This is a genomic window from Pseudarthrobacter naphthalenicus, from assembly GCF_029076445.1.
Lineage (GTDB): Bacteria > Actinomycetota > Actinomycetes > Actinomycetales > Micrococcaceae > Arthrobacter > Arthrobacter naphthalenicus.
On the sequence record NZ_JARESG010000003.1, the window covers coordinates 139,729 to 157,399 of the forward strand.

Genomic DNA, 17,671 nt, shown 5'->3' on the forward strand with positions numbered 1-17,671 from the left:
TCGACGAATCCATTGCCGGCCGGAGCCGGACAAACGCCGGCCGGCTAGCCGGATTACACCTGGCCGCAAATACCCCTGTTCAGGTTCGATCCTAGCCGATTGGTCATGGCCGCCGCGGGCGACAGGCAGCCGGTGACGCCGCTGAGATTACTTTTTACGGGGCCGGCGGGGCCTGAAATGCGGGTTCCTGCCGGGCTGCCCCTGGAAGGTGCGCCGGCCGGGTAGCGGAATCTCTTCGCGCAGCAGGCCGCCGCGTGCGGTGGCGGGAACGTCTTCGGCCGGCAGATATTCACCTGAGGGTTCGGTGCCCTGTTCCGGGGAGACCGCCGTGCGGGCCGCAGGTGCCTGGCGTTCGGGTGCCGGCCCCGCGCGGAACGAGGTGGCGTCGAATTCGCCCGAGATGCGCGGAATGAGACCGGTATCCACCGAGACCGTGGCGCGTTCCGGCGTCGGACGTTCCGCACCGGAACCGGAACCGGAACCGGAAGCGGACGACGACGGCGTGCCCCCCGTTGTGTCCGACGGTCCGGTTCCGCCGCGCCCCAGCCGCCCGAGCAGGGGACGCAGCAGATCGCGGAGTTCGGAGACGTGGAAGATCTTCAGCAGGAAGACGTAGACCACCAGCATGATGGGTCCGACCACGATCAGGGTCACCAGGGCGGCGATCCGGTCGCTCCAGGCAAAGCCGTCTGCGCTGTAGCTGCCCATCAGCCAGAGGGCGCCGGCACCGGCAACAGCCGAGCCGAGCGCTGCATAGCCCATCCGGATGTAGGAGTTGGCGATGCGCGGACCGTCGAGGTGGCCGAGCAGCCGGCGCAGGAAGTAGGCGCTGATGACCACGGAGAGGATGTTGCCCACCATGTAGAGGATGGCGATCGCGTAGATGATCTGGCCCACGGGCATGAACTGGATGGCAAAGGCGCCTGCCACGTAGACCACCGCCAGCAGGAGCTGGACGTAGAACGGGGTGCGGGCATCCTCGTTGGCGTAGAAAACGCGCGACATCATGAAGTTTGCGCTCATGAACGGAGTGCTCAGCGCCAGGATGGTGAGCGTCTGGGCCAGCATGACCCCGTCCTGCCGGAGTCCGCCGGAGAAGAACATGCCCAGCGGTCCGGCCAAGGCAAAGAGCGCCAGTGCACCAAAGACCGTGGCTACGGCCATGGTGCGGAGCCCGTGCGAAAGCGCATCGCGCAGTTCGTTGCGGTTGCCGTCCTGGGAGGCGCGGGTCATCCGGTTGAAAAGGACCGTGGCGAGCGAAAGCGCAATGATCGAGTGCGGCAGCAGATACAGCTGGCTGGCCACCTCGAGCACGGCGTTGCCGGGCAGCATCTGGGCGGCCGGGTCCCCCGCCTCCTTCAGCCGCAGGCGCTCGGCACCGGGAATGGTGGCGATACGCATGACATACAGGAAGGCCAACTGCCCGACGGCGGCGGTCAGGAGTGTCCAGACACTCAGCTTTGCTGCCTGGCCGAGCCCCACTCCGCGCCACCCGAATTTCGGCCGGAGGCCAAGTTTCAGGCGGAAGACCGGGACCAGCAGGATGGCGGTCTGGGCGATCACCCCGATGGTGGAGAACCCTGCCACGAGCAGGGTCTGGGTGGAAGTCCAGGTGTCGAGGTTATGCGGGTTGACGGCGTTCTGGCCGAAGATCCAGATGAACATGCCCAGCCCGGCGATGCCCACCACGTTGTTCAGGATGGGCGCCCACATGGCCGGCCCGAAGGCGCCGTTGGCGTTGAGGACCTGCGTGAGCAGGGCGTACAGGCCGTAGAAGAAGATCTGCGGCAGGCACCAGAAGGCAAAGGACACCGCGAGGGCCTGCTGCTGGGGTGAGTAGCCCTGGGTGGTCAGCTCAATGACCCAGGGCGCGGCGAGCGTGACCAGGGCCGTCAGGCCCAGAAGCAGGAGCACGGCCAGCGTCAGCAGCCGGCTGATGTAGTCCGCTCCCCTGTCGGGGGCCTTGCTTGCCTTGATGATCTGCGGCACCAGCACGGCGTTGAACACGCCTCCGGCCACCAGCAGGAAGATCAGGTTGGGCAGGTTGTTCGCGTTGATGAACGTGTCATTGACCGTGGAGCCGAGGCCCAGGGCGGCACCCAGCATCCAGGTCTTGCCGAAGCCGAGGAAGCGCGAAACCAGGGTGCCGGCCGCCATGATGGCGCTGGAGCGGGTTTCGCTCGCGCCGGCGGGCACTTTCGGTTCCGCAGGAACACTCGGTTCGGCAGGCACGATTGGTTCGGCAGGAACACCCGGTCCGGCTGCCGGTCCGGTGGAACCCGTGCGGCTTGCGCTATTGGAGGGAGGATTGGAAGCTGACATCGAGTTCATCGTCTCACCCGGACGCTGTTTGTTAGGCACCGGAGCGTCCCGCTCCAGAGCATCGGCCGGCCCTGGCCTGCGGCGAAGGCCTTAGAGGTGTTCGGGGAGGACGTCCCGGGCAAGGTCCGCGATGCGGCGCTCATTGGGAAAGGACAGCTTCCGTGCGAGTTCCCGGATGGGCACCCACGCCACATCCACGGCTTCATGGTCAGGATCGTTTTCAATGGTGAGCTCCCCGCCCGTGGCACGCAGCAGGTAATGGTGCACTGTCTTGTGGACGCGGTGCCCGCTGACAGTGAACCAGTAGTCGATGCTGCCCAGCGGGGCCAGGATGTCGCCCTCAATGCCGGTTTCCTCGGCAATCTCACGGACGGCCGCCTGCTCGTTGTTTTCGTCGCCCTCGGGGTGGCCCTTCGGCAGGCACCACTCCAACCGTCCGCCCCTGTTAAGGCGCGCGATAATGGCCACCCTCAGTTCGGCGTCGGACGTGTCCACCACGACGCCTCCGGCGGAGATTTCCTCCACGGTGGGAAGCGAGGCCGGCGCCGAGTGCAGGGCGGGCGCGACGTGGGCACCGATTGCCGACGGCAACGGTGCGCTTGTCCTCCTGCCGGGAGCGCTCGGTACGGGATGGGCCATGCAGTCCACTCTAACGACTCTTGCCCGTTCTTGATGACCGGAACATGACATCAAGATGGACCGGACATGACTCACTTTGGGCGCCGCTGCGCGAATCGGGGTGATCTTGAGCAGATTTTGGCCTGCTAAGCCGCAGGTTTCTGACAAGCTTAAGTAACTATGGCGCACGCACATCACAAGACTGATTCCCACACCGTCGATTTCCAGGTGGACCCGGTGGTCCTGGAGCTCGGCCAGCGCTTCGTTGATGCCGGCCACGAACTGTCCCTTGTGGGCGGTCCGGTGCGGGACCTGTTCCTGGGACGCGCGTCGCTGGACCTTGACTTCACCACGGACGCCACCCCGGACCAGACGATTGCCCTGATTAAGAAGTGGGCAGACAACTTCTGGGAAATTGGCCGCGCCTTCGGGACGATCGGCATGCGGAAGTCCGGCTTCCAGATTGAGATCACCACGTACCGGGCCGAGGCGTACGATCCTGAGTCGCGCAAGCCGGTCGTGGCTTTCGGCACCTCACTGACCGATGACCTGCTGCGCCGGGACTTCACCATCAACGCGATGGCCCTCCGCCTGCCCTCCCTTGAACTCGTTGACCCGTTCGGCGGCGTGCGGGACCTCCACTCCTCGGTGCTGGCAACGCCTGGTTCCCCTGAAGACTCCTTCTCCGACGACCCCCTCCGCATGATGCGCGCCGCCCGGTTCGCCTCACAACTGGGCATTTCGGTCCACCCGGACGTTCGCGTGGCCATGGTTGGGATGGCCGAACGCATCACCATCATTTCTGCCGAACGCGTCCGGGACGAGCTGATCAAACTCATCTGTGGCGCCGCTCCCCGGACTGGCGTGGACCTGCTGGTTGAGACCGGTCTCGCCGAGTTCGTCCTGCCGGAAGTGTCCGCACTGCGCCTCGAATCGGATGAGCACCACCGCCATAAGGATGTCTATCAGCACTCGCTGCAGGTGCTGGAGCAGGCGGCCGGCCTGGAAACAGACGCCGACGGCGCGGTGCCGGGTCCCGACTTCGTGCTGCGGTTCGCAGCGTTAATGCACGACGTCGGCAAGCCGGCTACGCGCCGCTTCGAACCGGGCGGTGCGGTGAGCTTCCGCCACCACGACATGGTGGGATCCAAACTCACCGCCAAGCGGATGAAGGCCCTGCGCTTCGACAACGACACCATCAAGGCCGTGGCCCGGCTGGTGGAACTGCACATGCGCTTTTACGGTTACGGCGAGGCCGGCTGGAGCGACTCTGCCGTCCGCCGCTACGTCACGGACGCCGGTCCCCTGCTGGAGCGGCTGCACCGGCTGACCCGATCGGACGTCACCACCCGTAACCAGCGCAAGGCTGAACGGCTCGCCTTCGCCTACGACGACCTGGAAGACCGGATCGCCGCATTGCGCGAACGGGAATCCCTGGAGGCAGTCCGCCCGGATTTGGACGGAGCACAGATCATGGCCCTCCTTGGGCTCAAACCTGGTCCCGTGGTGGGCCGTGCGTACAAGTTCCTGCTGGAGGAACGGATGGAGCATGGCCCGCTGCAGGCGGAGGAGGCCGAAGCCAGGCTGCTCGCGTGGTGGGCACAGCAGCCCGAAGCGGCACCTTCGCCTGCAGAAGAACCAGAGCCGGCTGCCGGCGTCGAACTTTCCCCCACTGAGGAGTCCAAATGACTGACCCGAACACCGCGCCCCGCCCCCAGCTTTGGATCCTGCGCCACGGCGAGACGGAATGGTCAAAAAGCGGGCAATACACCGGGCTCACCGACCTCCCCTTGACGGTCGAAGGCGAGCAGCAGGCCGTGGAAGCCCGGAAAATCCTGGACCAGGTGGACTTCGACCTCGTCCTGACGTCACCGCTGCGCCGGGCAAGGCGCACGGCTGAACTTGCCGGCTTCCCCGATGCGCAGCACGAGCCGCTCGCGGTGGAATGGAACTACGGGGACTACGAGGGCATCAGCTCGGACCTCATCCGAAAGGACAACCCGGATTACCTCATCTGGACCCACGGCGTGCCCAACGGAGAATCCCTGGACGAGGTGGCGGCCCGCGCGGACAAGATTGTTGCCCGCGTGCTGGAATCCGGACTCGACAACGTGCTGATTGTGGCCCACGGACATTTCTCCCGGATCCTCACGGCGCGCTGGCTTGAATTGGCCCCCACCGAAGGCCGCCACTTTATTCTGGGCACGGCCAAAGTGTGCACCCTTGGATGGGACAAAAAGACACCAGCTATTGTGCGCTGGGGACTCTAAACAGGCCTTTCCTGAAATTTATTTAGAATCTTTCCGGAATTAACTGGCGGACGGCAACAAAGGTAGGGTATTTTTATTTTCAGCCCCAGAGCGATTCCGCCGGGGCACGGCGCCCGTTGCCAGGCCAGTCTGCTGGAGCAACGGCTGACAGAAAAGGAGGTTGGGAGAAATGATTACTTTGACTAGCGGATGGACGATGACCATCACCGCCACCCCGGCCTTCGCTGCTGCTGGGCGCCGTTTTTCTGGAGTCGTTGCCTCCTAGTCCCGTCTGACCGCCGCATGGCGGCAGTTCGGGACCTGGATACCACCCGCCTCGGCGCTCTCTTACTGCCGGGACTCCCTTTACCGGGACTCCCTTTACCGGGACTCCCTTTACCGGGACTCCCTTTACCGAGACTGCCTGTACTCCGGGCCGGCGGTGACAGCAAAACACCTGGTGTCGTTCCTTTCACAGCCGCCTGCCGTCTGCCGTCATTTCACCCGAACATTCGCATTTGCGAACCACTAATTAGCCCGGGCATTCCTGTGCCTCATTACCGCCAATACTGAAGCGAGCCTCATTGGCGCTAATTGCCATGCCCATTTCCCCCGGAAAGGAGGTGAGTGCTTTGATAAAAAAGATCAAAAAGGCGTTGTTTCTGCTTCGCTTACCAGTCCGAACCGGGCGCCGCGAATTCAATGTTGAACTGTTGAACCAACACCGGGAAGATGCCTACGCGCTGGTGCACCAGCAGACGGCCGGGCTGCGCTGAGGCGGGGGCCGAAGCAAAACGGCACCCGCCCGCACGGGCCCTGTCCCGGTAAGCTCAGGGGCATGCAGGAGACGAAGCCGCCGGCGCGCCCACAACGTGCCCGCCTGGTTGTTCCCAGCCGCAGTGACCTGTTGCTGAAGAACTTCACGGAACTGATTGGCGGGCCCATGGGCGCCCGGTCGGCGCCCGGCATCGTCTCCCCCGGGGTGTTTACCGTGGAACGGGTCCTGATCATCCTGACAGTGCTGGCTGCGCTGTGCGCTCTGACGATCAAGGGCTACTGCCGTGTCAACGGCTGGCAGACCCCGGGCCAGTTCTATTCCACCTGCTATTCGGATTTCCCCGATCTCTTCCGGAACCGGTCCCTTGGAGAGGACCCCTTCGCCTTCCTCAGCCCGGGCCATCTCTTCGAGTATCCGGTCCTGACCGGTTTTATTGCCGCCGTCACCGCCTGGCTCATCCCCGGTCAAGGTGTCACTGATAGCCGCACCCTCGGCTATTTCGACGTTAATGCCGCCCTGATAGCAGCCCTGTGGATCGTTGCCGTCCTGGCCACGGCCCGACTGTCACAACGGCGCCCCTGGGATGCGGCCATGGTGGCGCTCGCGCCGGGCATTCTGCTCGCCGGAACCGTTAGCTGGGACCTGTGGGCGGCAGGGCTGCTTGCTGTAGGGATGCTGTGTTTCGCGCGTGAACGGCTGGTGCTGGCCGGAGTGCTGATCGGGCTCGCCGCAGCAGCCAAGCCCTACGCCGCCCTGGTTCTGGCCGCCGTCTTCCTGCTCTCCCTCCGCACCGGCCGGCTCAGGGCATTCTTTCTGACCGCGGGAACAGCCGCGGCCGCGTGGGTGACGGTCAACATTCCCGTTGCGCTGGCCAATCCCGCCGGCTGGGCGTATTCCCTCGGATTCCCGGTGTCCCGGGAGGCGGGGTACGGCTCGGCGTGGTTTGCCTACAATCTGGTGGCACGCCGCCTGCGCTGGCCCGTTCTTGACCCGGGTGCCGTCAACGTTCTGGCCCTGGCCCTCTTCCTGCTGGCCTGCGCAGCTGTCGCCTACATTGCCCTGACGGCTCCCCGGCGCCCGCGGCTGGCGCAGCTCGCGTTCCTGCTGGTGGGCGCCCTCATTCTGACCAACAAGGTGTACTCCCCGCAGTTCGTGCTCTGGCTCATTCCGCTGGTGGCGCTGGCCAGGCCTCGGTGGCGCGACTTTCTGGTGTGGCAGGGGATCGAAGGCCTCTATTGGGCTGCGGTGTGGATGTACCTCGCACAGGTTTCGAGTCAAGGTCCCACGCAACACAACATTGACATGCCCTACTACGTTCTGGCGGTGGCAGCACATATGCTCGTAACTGCATATTTGATGGGTCGGGTGGTTTGGGACATCTATGATCCCAACTACGATCCTGTGCGCAGGCACCATCTCGATGACCCGCATGGAGGTCCGTTCAACGGGTTGCCGGACCGGTTGCGCCTTAATCCCCTGAATCCCTCGAAAGCAATCCTCACCGGAAGGGCGAAGCACCATGGCTGATGTCGCCGTCGTAGGTTCCGGGCCCAACGGACTCGCCACAGCTGCAGTGATGGCCCGGGCCGGGCTGTCAGTAGAAGTCCTGGAAGCTGCGGGGACGATCGGCGGAGGTACCCGCACCACCGAACTCATGCAACCGGGCCACCTGCATGACATTTGCTCGGCGGTGCATCCCATGGCCCTGGCATCCACCTTCTTCCGCGATTTCGAACTGGAGCGCAGGATCAAGCTGGTGGTTCCGGAGCTCGGGTTCGGTTCACCGCTCGATGGCGGGAGGGCTGCGCTCGGCTATCACTCGCTGGAGCGCACCGTCGAGGCACTCGGCCGCGACGGCGCGGCGTACGGGAAGCTGCTCGCTCCCCTGGTGAGCCGCATCGACGGCGTCATGGACGCCACCCAGCACCAGCTACTAAGGATCCCCAGGGATCCGGTGGCGGCTGCACTCTTTGGGCTGCGGACATTCGAACAGGGGACTCCGCTGTGGAACGCCCGCTTCCGGGAGGAACTGGCGCCGGCCCTGCTGAGTGGTGTTGCGGCACACGCTGTTTCGCATCTGCCGTCATTGGCGGCGGCAGGGGCGGGCCTGATGCTCACCGCTCTGGCCCATGCGCAGGGATGGCCCATTCCCCAAGGGGGTTCGGCTGCTATTGCCGAGGCCCTCGCGGCGGACATCCGGGCCCACGGTGGTGTAATCCGTACCGGGGAACCCATCGATAGCCTCCGGCAACTCGGTGGGGCGCGTGCAGTCCTGCTGGACGTTGCACCCCGGGGACTGCTTGAGATTGCCGGGGAGAGCATGCCCCCAAAATACCGGCGCTCCCTCGAGGCATTCCGCTACGGGAATGGTTCCTGCAAGGTGGATTACATCCTGTCCGGGCCGGTTCCGTGGGCTGCTGCCGAGCTGGCTGACGCCGGCACAGTGCATGTAGGCGGCACGCGGAAGGAAATGGCTCGGGCCGAGAACGAGGTTTCCGCGGGGAAGCATCCCGAGCGTCCCTACGTCCTGGCGGCGCAGCCCTCACGGTTCGACAGCAGCCGGGCCCCCGCAGGGCGCCACATTCTGTGGGCCTATTGCCACGTCCCCGCAGGCTCCACGCGGGATATGGGCGAAGCGGTGACCAGCCAAATTGAACGTTTCGCGCCAGGGTTCCGGGACGTGGTGGTGCAAACCCACGTGACCACGGCGGCCGAACTGGCAAGTTACAACCGGAACTACATCGGCGGGGACTTCAGCGCGGGCATCATGGACGTTCGCGGGCTTCTTCAAAGGCCCGTTGTGTCCCCAATTCCCTGGCGGACACCCCTTCGGGGAGTGTATTTGTGCTCCTCCTCCACGCCGCCGGGCCCGGGCGTCACAGGGATGCCGGGATTCTTCGCTGCTAAACATGCACTAAAGGACATATTCGGCCTTGACGTGCCGCCGCTCGGGCTTCGGCCGTAGTTCGGACCTGGCGTGGTGAACGGGCTTCCGCAGGGATGTATCGCGGATGGTCAACCCCATGACAAAACGGGGCATAATAACGCCGTGGGGAACTCAAAGAAACTTTCACTTGCCATAGCTGGTCTCATTCTCGGCGCCTCCCTGGTGTCCTGCGACGACGGCAGAGGGGGTGCCGAAGCCGCGGCCAAACAGTTCGCGGCCGCGGTGTCCGTGCTCGACGTCAGCCCCGTCGCCTTTGACGGCAAAGACTCCGGCGTGGCCAAGCAGCAGGTTCAGGACATCTTCAAATCTCTCGACCCGGACAAGCCCGCCGTGGAAACCGGGGAACTGTCACTCGAGGGCAATACCGCCACCGTTCCGCTCAACTACACCTGGAAGATCGGCTCAGGCGAGTGGAAGTACACCACCTACGCTGAGTTTAAGAAGTCCGGGGACAAGTGGCTCACCGCATGGAACCCGTCATCGCTGGTCCCGGAGCTTGCTGAGGGTGAGATCCTCACCAAGGGCACGCAGTCGCCTCCGCGGGCGGACATCCTCGGCGCCGGCGACGCGAAGCTGGTTACATACCGCCCGGTGGTCAAAGTCGGCATCGACAAACCACTGCTCGGCGCGGCAGATCCGGCCGCGTCCGCCACCAAGTTGGCGGAACTGGTGGGTGTGGATGCGGCAGCCTACACACAGCAGGTTTCGGCGGCGGGCGCCCAGGCATTTGTCGCGGCCATCACCCTGCGTGAAGAAGGCCGCAGCATAACCGACGAGCAGATCGCGGCGATCCCCGGTGGCCGGGCCATCAAGGAAAGCCAGCCGCTGGCTCCGAGCCGTAGCTTCGCACGGGCAGTCCTCGGTTCCGTGGGCGAGGCCAGTGCAGAACAGATTGAAGCCTCGGCCGGGGCGCTGAGCGCGGGCGACGTGACGGGCATCGGCGGGCTCCAGCAACAATACGACGCCCAGCTCCGCGGAACCGACGCCGTGGTGGTCCGTGCACACAGGGCAGACCTCACCCGCGAACAGATCAACGCCGCGGGCACTGATCCCCGCCGCGTGGTGTTCCAAACCGCACCCAAGCCGGGCACGCCGCTGAAGACCACCCTCGACCCCACCCTCCAGGCCCTGGCGGAGAGCACGTTGGCCGGCGTGGGGCCAGCCTCGGCCATCGTGGCACTCCGACCCTCCTCAGGCGCGGTCCTCGCAGCCGCTTCGGGACCGGGCAGCAATGGTTACAACACCGCGATGCTGGGCCAGTACGCACCCGGATCCATCTTCAAGATGGTCGACTCGCTGGCGATGTTCCGCAACGGAATGACCCCCGATTCGAAGGTGCAGTGCACCCCCACCCTCGAGGTGGACGGCCGCACCTTCAAGAACTCGGAAGGATACCCGGAAAGTTCGCTCGGATCGGTAACCCTCCGCGATGCCTTCGCCCACTCCTGCAACACGGCGTTCATCGCCGCCCGGGACAAGGTCACGCAAGCCCAGCTTGAAGCGGCCGCGGGGGCCATGGGTGTGGCCGTCGAAGCCCCGAAACTCGGTGCCGTGGCGTTCCTTGGCTCCGTCCCCGGCGAGGCCGCCGGCACCGAACATGCAGCGTCCATGATCGGGCAGGGCAAGGTGCTGATGTCCCCGCTGGCTGCTGCCATCATGGCCGGTTCCGTGGCCAAGGGTTCCCCCGTTTCACCGCAGCTGGTCCTGAACCCGGACGCCGGCGCCGCGGGTGGCACGCCCGGCGAGCCGACGGCGGAGGCTGCGCCGCCGTCGTCGACCGTTACGCCCGAAGCACCCGCTCAGGCATCCGGCAAACCGATCACGGCCGAGGAAGCCGCGGCCCTGTCTGACATGATGCGCGCGGTGGTGACGTCCGGCCACGCGGGTTTCCTCGCCACCGTGCCCGGGGCGCCGGTGGGCGCCAAAACCGGCACGGCGGAGTTTGGCAAGGAAACACCGCCTAAAACGCACGCCTGGATTGTCGCGGTCCACGGGGATCTCGCTGTGGCCGTGTTCGTCGAGGACGGCGGCCTCGGTGCCACCACGTCGGGGCCGCTGCTCAAACAGTTCCTGACCGCCGCCGGCTGACCCCGGCCCGGGCGGGCATGGGAAGATTGAGCACGTGGCTCATATTGACGTTTCCGGCATCGACTACTTCCTTTCCGACGGCACCCAACTCCTGAACGGCGTGACCTTCAAGGTCCCGGATGGCACCAAAACCGCCCTGATCGGTCCCAACGGCACGGGCAAGACCACGCTGTTCCGGATCATCTCCGGCGACCTGGTGCCGGACGAAGGAGTTATCGGGCGCTCCGGAAACATGGGCATCATGCGTCAGTTCGTGGGCCAGGTGCGCGACGATTCCACGGTCCGGGACCTGCTGGTTTCGGCGGCGCCGCCTGCCCTGGCCGCCGCCGCCCGCGAGGTGGACGAGGCTGAGCTCGCCATGGTGGAGCTCGACGACGAGCCCTCCCAGATGCGGTACGCCCAGGCGATCGTGGACTGGGGTGACGCCGGCGGCTACGACGTGGAGACCGTCTGGGACGAGGTGTGCATGGCCGCGCTGGGACTGCCCTTTGACCGCGCGCAGCACCGCCCGGCGTCGAGCCTCTCCGGCGGCGAGCAGAAGCGCCTGGTCCTCGAGGCACTCTTTGCCGGTCCCGACGAACTCCTGCTCCTGGACGAACCGGACAACTACCTTGACGTGCCCGGCAAGCGCTGGCTCGAGGAGAAGCTGAACGAGTCCAAAAAGACGGTCTTCTTCATCAGCCACGACCGCGAACTCCTCAACAACGCCGCCGGCCGCATCGTGACCCTCGAACCTGGCATCAACGGCGCCGGTGCGTGGGTGCATGGCGGCGGCTTCGGCTCCTACGTGGATGCCCGGGCCGACCGGAACGCGCGCTTCGAGGAGCTGCGCAAACGCTGGGACGAGGAGCACGTGAAGCTCAAGGAACTCGTCAACATGTACAAGAACAAGGCTGCGTTCCGCTCGGACATGGCCAACCGGTACCACGCAGCGCAGACCCGGCTGGCGAAATTCCTGGAAGTGGGACCGCCCGAGGCGCTGCCCATCGAACAGAACGTGCAGATGCGGCTCAAGGGCGGCCGCACCGCGAAGCGGGCCATCGTGGCGGAGCAGCTTGAACTCACCGGCCTGATGAAACCGTTCTCCACGGAGGTCTGGTTCGGCGACCGCGTGGGCGTGCTCGGCTCCAACGGGTCAGGCAAGAGCCACTTCCTGCGGCTGCTCGCCACCGGCGGGACCGACCCGGAGCGGGAGCACCTGCCGGTTTCCGACGTCGACATCGCCGAAGTGCCCCACGAGGGCACCGTGAAACTCGGCGCCCGGATCCGCCCGGGCTTCTTCGCCCAGACCCACGTCCGGCCGGACCTGCTGGGCAAGACCCTGCTGGAAATCCTGCACCGCGGTGACGAACACCGTTCCGGGCTCGGCCGTGAAGCTGCTGCCGGTGCGCTGGACGGATACGGGCTCGCAGGGCAGTCGGAGCAGAAATATGAGTCGCTGTCCGGCGGCCAACAGGCACGGTTCCAGATCCTGCTGCTGCAGCTCTCAGGAGCCACGCTCCTGCTGTTGGACGAACCCACCGACAACCTGGACCTGCACTCTGCCGAGGCGCTGGAGAAGGCCATTGACCACTTCGAAGGAACCGTCCTGGCCGTGACGCACGACCGCTGGTTCGCCCGCACCTTCGACCGCTTCCTGGTCTTCGGCTCCGACGGCAAAGTCTACGAATCCGACGGGCCGGTCTGGGACGAAAAGCGGGTCGAGCGCGCCCGCTGACCCGCTGACCCGCTGACCCGTTGCCCCCAACCCCCGCCCCCGCCCCCGCCCCCGGGACCCTCTCTCACTTAATGCGGGTTTGGGACCGACGCTCTCTCACCTACCTCAGGAAAGTGAGAGAGCGTCCGTCCATTAAGCGCATTAAGTGAGAGAGCGTCGGGCTGTGGGTTTCGTGTCGGTTGCTAGCATTCGAGCATGAAGACCGACATCTCCAGTACCTCGGCCGGCCCATCCCTCACAGCAGCTGCCGCGGCAACATTTGTGGTCTTCGGAGTCAACGGCTTCGTGTTCGCCAGCTGGGCGGCCCGAATTCCGGCGGTCACCGAAACCCTCCACCTCACGTCCGGCCAAATGGGAACGCTGCTGCTGTGCACGGCCATCGGCTCGCTGCTGGCGCTTCCGACGGCGGGGCTCGTGGTGGGCAGGATCGGCACCGCCAACGCCGTGCGCGCCGCCGGCGTACTGGCAGCGCTGGCCGGTGTGGGGATTGCGCTCTCCCTGTCGGCTGAATCGGTGCTGGGTACGGCGATTTCTCTGTTCTTCTTCGGCATCGGCATCGGGCTGTGGGACGTCTCCCAGAACATCGAGGGTGCCGACGTGGAACACAAACTGCGGCGGACCATCATGCCCCAGTTCCACGCCGCCTTCAGCGGCGGAGCATTCGTGGGCGCCCTGATCGGGGCCGGCCTGTCAACCCTCGGCGTTGGTCTGCCCGAACACCTGCTGGTCATTGCCGCGGTTGTGGTGGTAGTGGCACTGGTGACCCCCCGCTACTTCCTCCCCCACGAAGCCGAGACGGTTCCCTTCGACGGTGAACCCAGGCCCGCGAAGGGCCCTTCGCCCTGGCGTGACAGCCGGACCCTGCTGATAGGCGTGGTGGTCCTCGGGGCTACCCTGACCGAGGGTGCCGGAAATGACTGGATCGCCAAGGCCACGGTGGATGGCCTGGGCACGTCGGAGTCCACCGGTGCCCTGATGTTCGCCCTGTTTGTCCTGGCGATGACAGCCATGCGGTTCTTCGGCGGGCGCCTGATTGACGCCTACGGGCGCGTCGCGGTGCTTCGTGCCAGCATGGGTGCCGCGGCTGCCGGACTTGGCCTGTTTGTGCTCGCCGGAAACGTATGGCTGGCAGGCATTGGCGCCGCTCTGTGGGGCGTCGGGGCCGCGCTGGCCTTCCCGATGGGAATGTCCGCCGCGGCCGATGATCCGAAGCACGCCGCGGCGAGGGTCTCGGTTGTATCCACTGTGGGTTACGTTGCGTTCCTTGCCGGTCCGCCCCTGTTGGGATACCTGGGCGACCTCACTGGCATTCATCTGGCCCTGCTCGCCATCGTTGTCCCCATCGTGGTGGCCCTGGTCCTTGCCGGAGCCGCAAAGCCGTTGGTCCCCGAACTCGCTCCGGCCCGGGATTAGGGTAGGGGGATGCACATCAACAGGCGCCCGGGGCCGGGCTGGATCAGCCGTTTTGACCGCCGTCTGGTCCGGAGGGTTTCCTCCTTTCCCGGGGGGCCGCATGACACGTTCTTCCGCCGGCTCTCCGCCTCCGCTGATCAGGGCAAGCTCTGGATTGGTGCCGCTGCGATCATGGCACTGTTCCCCGGCAGGACGCGCCGCGCCGCCGTGCACGGGCTGATCGCCCAGGCAGTGGCATCGGCGGTGACCAACGCCGGCTTCAAGACTCTGTTGCCCCGTACCCGGCCGTTGCCTGAGCACCTGCCGGTGTTCCGGTTTGTCCATCCCCAGCCCACCAGTTCGTCCATGCCGTCCGGACACTCCGCCTCCGCCATCGCCTTCGCCGTTGGCACCGGCCTGGTCCGGCCGGCCCTCGGCGCCGTTCTGGCGCCGGCAGCGGTGGGGGTGGCCTATTCGCGTGTCCACACCGGGGCCCACTGGCCCTCCGATGTGGTTTTCGGGTCGGCCATCGGTGCCGGCGCCGCCTTGTTGACCCGTAAGTGGTGGCCGGTACGTCCGCCGTTTCCCGAGGTCACGCGTGCGCAGACGGATGCCCCCCCGCTGCCGGGCGGCAACGGCCTCAGCATTGTGGTGAACACGCTGGGCGGGTCCTACAAGGAGGAAACCGCCGCGGCCCTGCAGGAAGTATTCCCGCATGCGTATATAAAGACTGTGGACCCGGAAGAGAGCCTGGAAGAAGCGATTCAGGCCACCGCTGCGCACCCCGGCACGCTGGCCCTCGGGGTGTGGGGCGGCGACGGAACCGTAGGAACAGCCGCGGCGGCCGCCGTCGAGCATTCCCTTCCGCTGCTGGTGCTGCCCGGCGGCACGTTGAACCACTTCGCCCGCGACACAGGCACCGGCAGCCTGAAGGAGGCTGTCGCGGCGGTCACAAAAGGTGAGGCTGCGAAGTCGGACGTTGGAATGGTGACGGTGGAACGCGGGCTGGCAGGAAACCCGGAAACGGCCGAACTCATCATGGTGAACACGGCCAGCGTGGGCCTTTACCCGAACCTGGTGCGGCGCCGTGAACAGTTGCAGCCGGCCCTTGGCAAACCGTTGGCGGGAGTTGTGGCCATGTTCCGGACCTTCGCGGTGGGAACGCCCACGGTACTGATGGTGGACGGGGTCCGGCACAAGGTCTGGATCGCGTACTTGGGGCGCGGACGATACTATCCCCGGGACCACGCGCCCCTTTTCCGGCCCGTACTGGACGACGGCGTACTGGACGTCCGGATGATCACCGCTGACGAATCCTTCGCCCGGCTGCGGCTCCTCTGGTCCGTTCTGACCGGCACAGTGGCAACCTCGCGGATCACCCACCTGAGGGAGGCCACGGAGGTCCTGATTGAGTCGCCGGGTTCGCCGATGGCTCTGGCCGTGGATGGTGAAGCGCTGGCAGGCGTTCGGAGTGCCCGGTTCCGGGTCGAGCCGCAGGCACTGACGTACTATTCGCCCCGGTCCTGATCCCGCCCGATCAGGTGGAAACCGCCCCTGATCATCCGTGGGGATTACCCTGATTCGACCCTGAATCATCCCTTAGACAGGCGAAACGGGGTGCGGGCGTGAGTACCGTGGGCAGTGCACACCAAACTCCCCGCAGCCGAGAGGCTGCCGTTCTAAGGAACCCGTCCATGATTGAGGCACAAGGCCTGACAAAGATGTATGGCGAAAAGACCGCCGTCGCCGGAGTCAACTTCACTGTCGAGGCTGGCCGGGTCACCGGATTCCTCGGCCCCAACGGCGCCGGCAAATCCACCACCATGCGCATGATCATGGGCCTGGACCGGCCGACGTCGGGAAGCGTCACCGTCAACGGTGCACCGTTCGCCCGGCACGCCGCCCCGCTGCGGGACGTCGGCGCGCTCCTGGATGCCAAGGCTGTCCACACCAGCCGCTCTGCCTACAACCACCTCCGGGCCATGGCCGCTACGCACGGCATTCCGAAGAAGCGCGTCCACGAAGTCATCGAAATGACGGGCCTGGCGGAGGTAGCCAAAAAGAAGGTGGGCGGCTTCTCGCTTGGCATGGGACAGCGCTTAGGTATTGCCGCGGCGCTGCTTGGCGACCCGCAGACCATCATCCTGGACGAACCGGTCAACGGCCTGGACCCCGAGGGCGTTGTCTGGGTCCGCAACCTGGTCAAGTACCTGGCATCGGAGGGACGCACGGTGTTCCTCTCCAGTCACCTGATGAGCGAGATGGCTGTCACCGCGGACCACCTGATCGTGATCGGCCGCGGCAGGATCATCGCCGATGCTCCTATCAAGGACATCATCAACGGCAAGGGCAGCGCACGCACCCGGGTCCGCACCGACCAGCCGGATCAGCTGATGCGGCTGTTGGCCGGGGACGGCGTCTCCGTGGAGCTGCAGGACAACGAGCTGCTTGAGGTCAGTGGCCTTGACCCGCGCCAGATTGCCCGTGCCGCCTTGGACAGCCACACCATGATCTACGAACTCACCCCGCTGCAGGCAAGCCTCGAGGAGGCTTACATGGAGCTGACCAAGGATGAGGTCGAATACCATTCGCTGATCACCGCAGGCGCCGCCGAGGCTCCCGCCCAGTCCGGAGGCAACTAAGCCATGAGCTCAACCACCCTCGACCCCAACCCGTCCCGCCGTGGCGCGCACGCCGGCATTGCACCGGCAAGCACCCTGTCCGGGGACGCCACCAGCACCGGTCCCGGACCGTCATTTCCCCGTGTGCTCAACTCGGAGTTCATCAAGTTCCGCACGCTTCTCTCCACCCTGATCCTCCTCGCCTGCACGGTCCTGGTGGTGGTGGGCTTCGGCGCGCTTTCCGCCTGGGGCACGGGCCAGTTCGCCGATCAGGCGCTCAAGGACCCCGAAGCGGCCGCTGCTTTTGCCGCCCAAGGCGGCAACCTTGCTATTGGCGTTCCCACATCCGGAATTGCCTTCGCACAGCTCATTCTGGGCTCCCTCGGCGTACTGCTGATGAGCTCGGAGTTTACCACTGGAATGGCCCGTTCAACGTTCGCAGCCGTCCCACGGCGGACGCCCGCTTTCGTGGCCAAGCTGCTGGTGGTGATGGTGACAGCGTTCATGGTTACCGCCGTCTCCGTGTTCATCGCGGGCCTCGTGGCCGTGCCGATCCTGGACCACTACAACCTCAAGCTGGACCTCGCCAGCTCGCAGTCCGTGAAAATGCTGCTCGTGAACAGCATCTACGTGGCGGCCGTCGCCGCCATTGGCATGGCCCTGGGCTCCCTGCTGAGGAATTCGGCGGGCGGCATTATGAGCCTGGTGGGCCTGTTCTTTGTGGCTCCCATCGCTTTCCGGCTGATCCCGGGCGATTTCTTCGTCCAGGCCCGCAAGTACCTTCCCGGTAACACGGTGGAGCCCATGACGGCAGTGAACCACATGCCGGACACCCTTGAAGCCTGGCAGGCCGCACTTGTTCTCGGCACCTGGGTGGTGATCCCGGTGGTGCTCGCCGCCGTCGTCCTCAAGAAACGCGACGTCTGAGCTGAGGCTAGG

13 protein-coding genes are annotated in these 17,671 nt (G+C 65.6%); 11 read left to right on the top strand and 2 right to left on the bottom strand.

Annotation, left to right across the window (positions count from 1 at the left end; genetic code table 11):
* Nucleotides 1-147: 147 nt before the first annotated feature.
* Together murJ and PY310_RS04270 are read right to left on the bottom strand one after the other, a co-directional pair.
* Complete coding sequence (gene murJ, locus PY310_RS04265; protein ID WP_275212973.1) at nucleotides 148-2,322, bottom strand: murein biosynthesis integral membrane protein MurJ; 2,175 nt, start codon at nucleotides 2,320-2,322, stop codon at nucleotides 148-150.
* Between the two features lie 90 nt (nucleotides 2,323-2,412).
* Nucleotides 2,413-2,913: an NUDIX hydrolase gene (locus tag PY310_RS04270; protein ID WP_275213141.1), complete on the bottom strand. Its 501-nt coding sequence runs from the start codon at nucleotides 2,911-2,913 to the stop codon at nucleotides 2,413-2,415.
* 207 nt (nucleotides 2,914-3,120) lie between these two features.
* On the opposite strand from PY310_RS04270, the gene PY310_RS04275 reads away from it, so the two are divergent.
* From PY310_RS04275 to PY310_RS04325, 11 genes are all read left to right on the top strand, one after another.
* Nucleotides 3,121-4,629, top strand: a complete 1,509-nt coding sequence (locus PY310_RS04275) for a CCA tRNA nucleotidyltransferase (RefSeq protein ID WP_275212974.1) — start codon at nucleotides 3,121-3,123, stop codon at nucleotides 4,627-4,629.
* Nucleotides 4,626-5,210, top strand: coding sequence for a histidine phosphatase family protein (locus PY310_RS04280; RefSeq protein ID WP_275212975.1), 585 nt, complete (start codon nucleotides 4,626-4,628; stop codon nucleotides 5,208-5,210). The genes PY310_RS04275 and PY310_RS04280 overlap by 4 nt, the downstream gene beginning before the upstream one ends.
* A 578-nt stretch (nucleotides 5,211-5,788) precedes the next feature.
* Nucleotides 5,789-5,965 carry a hypothetical protein gene (locus PY310_RS04285; RefSeq protein WP_275212977.1) on the top strand — a complete coding sequence of 59 codons (177 nt, stop codon included), beginning with the start codon at nucleotides 5,789-5,791 and terminating at the stop codon, nucleotides 5,963-5,965.
* A gap of 62 nt (nucleotides 5,966-6,027) precedes the next feature.
* Nucleotides 6,028-7,494, top strand: coding sequence for a glycosyltransferase family 87 protein (locus tag PY310_RS04290; RefSeq protein WP_275212979.1), 1,467 nt, complete (start codon nucleotides 6,028-6,030; stop codon nucleotides 7,492-7,494).
* A complete protein-coding gene (locus PY310_RS04295; protein ID WP_275212980.1) occupies nucleotides 7,487-8,932 on the top strand; it encodes a phytoene desaturase family protein in 1,446 nt (481 codons plus the stop codon). Before PY310_RS04290 ends, PY310_RS04295 begins: the two co-directional genes overlap by 8 nt.
* 84 nt (nucleotides 8,933-9,016) lie before the next feature.
* Nucleotides 9,017-11,002, top strand: coding sequence for a penicillin-binding transpeptidase domain-containing protein (locus PY310_RS04300; protein WP_275212981.1), 1,986 nt, complete (start codon nucleotides 9,017-9,019; stop codon nucleotides 11,000-11,002).
* A gap of 34 nt (nucleotides 11,003-11,036) precedes the next feature.
* Nucleotides 11,037-12,719, top strand: a complete 1,683-nt coding sequence (locus tag PY310_RS04305; protein WP_275212982.1) for an ABC-F family ATP-binding cassette domain-containing protein — start codon at nucleotides 11,037-11,039, stop codon at nucleotides 12,717-12,719.
* A gap of 195 nt (nucleotides 12,720-12,914) precedes the next feature.
* Nucleotides 12,915-14,132, top strand: coding sequence for an MFS transporter (locus tag PY310_RS04310; RefSeq protein ID WP_275212983.1), 1,218 nt, complete (start codon nucleotides 12,915-12,917; stop codon nucleotides 14,130-14,132).
* Nucleotides 14,133-14,141: 9 nt separating this feature from the next.
* Nucleotides 14,142-15,638, top strand: a complete 1,497-nt coding sequence (locus PY310_RS04315) for a bifunctional phosphatase PAP2/diacylglycerol kinase family protein (RefSeq protein ID WP_275212985.1) — start codon at nucleotides 14,142-14,144, stop codon at nucleotides 15,636-15,638.
* A gap of 167 nt (nucleotides 15,639-15,805) precedes the next feature.
* Nucleotides 15,806-16,753: an ABC transporter ATP-binding protein gene (locus tag PY310_RS04320; RefSeq protein WP_275212986.1), complete on the top strand. Its 948-nt coding sequence runs from the start codon at nucleotides 15,806-15,808 to the stop codon at nucleotides 16,751-16,753.
* Nucleotides 16,754-16,756: 3 nt separating this feature from the next.
* On the top strand, nucleotides 16,757-17,659 hold the full coding sequence (locus PY310_RS04325) for an ABC transporter permease (RefSeq protein WP_275212987.1): 903 nt from the start codon (nucleotides 16,757-16,759) through the stop codon (nucleotides 17,657-17,659).
* Nucleotides 17,660-17,671: the final 12 nt, after the last annotated feature.

Coding starts and splice junctions, on each gene's coding strand:
- PY310_RS04315 (WP_275212985.1), top strand. CDS start 14,142: ATGCACATCAACAGGCGCCCGGGGCCGGGCTGGATCAGCCGTTTTGAC.
- PY310_RS04310 (WP_275212983.1), top strand. CDS start 12,915: ATGAAGACCGACATCTCCAGTACCTCGGCCGGCCCATCCCTCACAGCA.
- PY310_RS04295 (WP_275212980.1), top strand. CDS start 7,487: ATGGCTGATGTCGCCGTCGTAGGTTCCGGGCCCAACGGACTCGCCACA.
- PY310_RS04285 (WP_275212977.1), top strand. CDS start 5,789: ATGCCCATTTCCCCCGGAAAGGAGGTGAGTGCTTTGATAAAAAAGATC.
- PY310_RS04280 (WP_275212975.1), top strand. CDS start 4,626: ATGACTGACCCGAACACCGCGCCCCGCCCCCAGCTTTGGATCCTGCGC.
- PY310_RS04290 (WP_275212979.1), top strand. CDS start 6,028: ATGCAGGAGACGAAGCCGCCGGCGCGCCCACAACGTGCCCGCCTGGTT.
- murJ (WP_275212973.1), bottom strand. CDS start 2,322: ATGTCAGCTTCCAATCCTCCCTCCAATAGCGCAAGCCGCACGGGTTCC.
- PY310_RS04325 (WP_275212987.1), top strand. CDS start 16,757: ATGAGCTCAACCACCCTCGACCCCAACCCGTCCCGCCGTGGCGCGCAC.
- PY310_RS04275 (WP_275212974.1), top strand. CDS start 3,121: ATGGCGCACGCACATCACAAGACTGATTCCCACACCGTCGATTTCCAG.
- PY310_RS04320 (WP_275212986.1), top strand. CDS start 15,806: ATGATTGAGGCACAAGGCCTGACAAAGATGTATGGCGAAAAGACCGCC.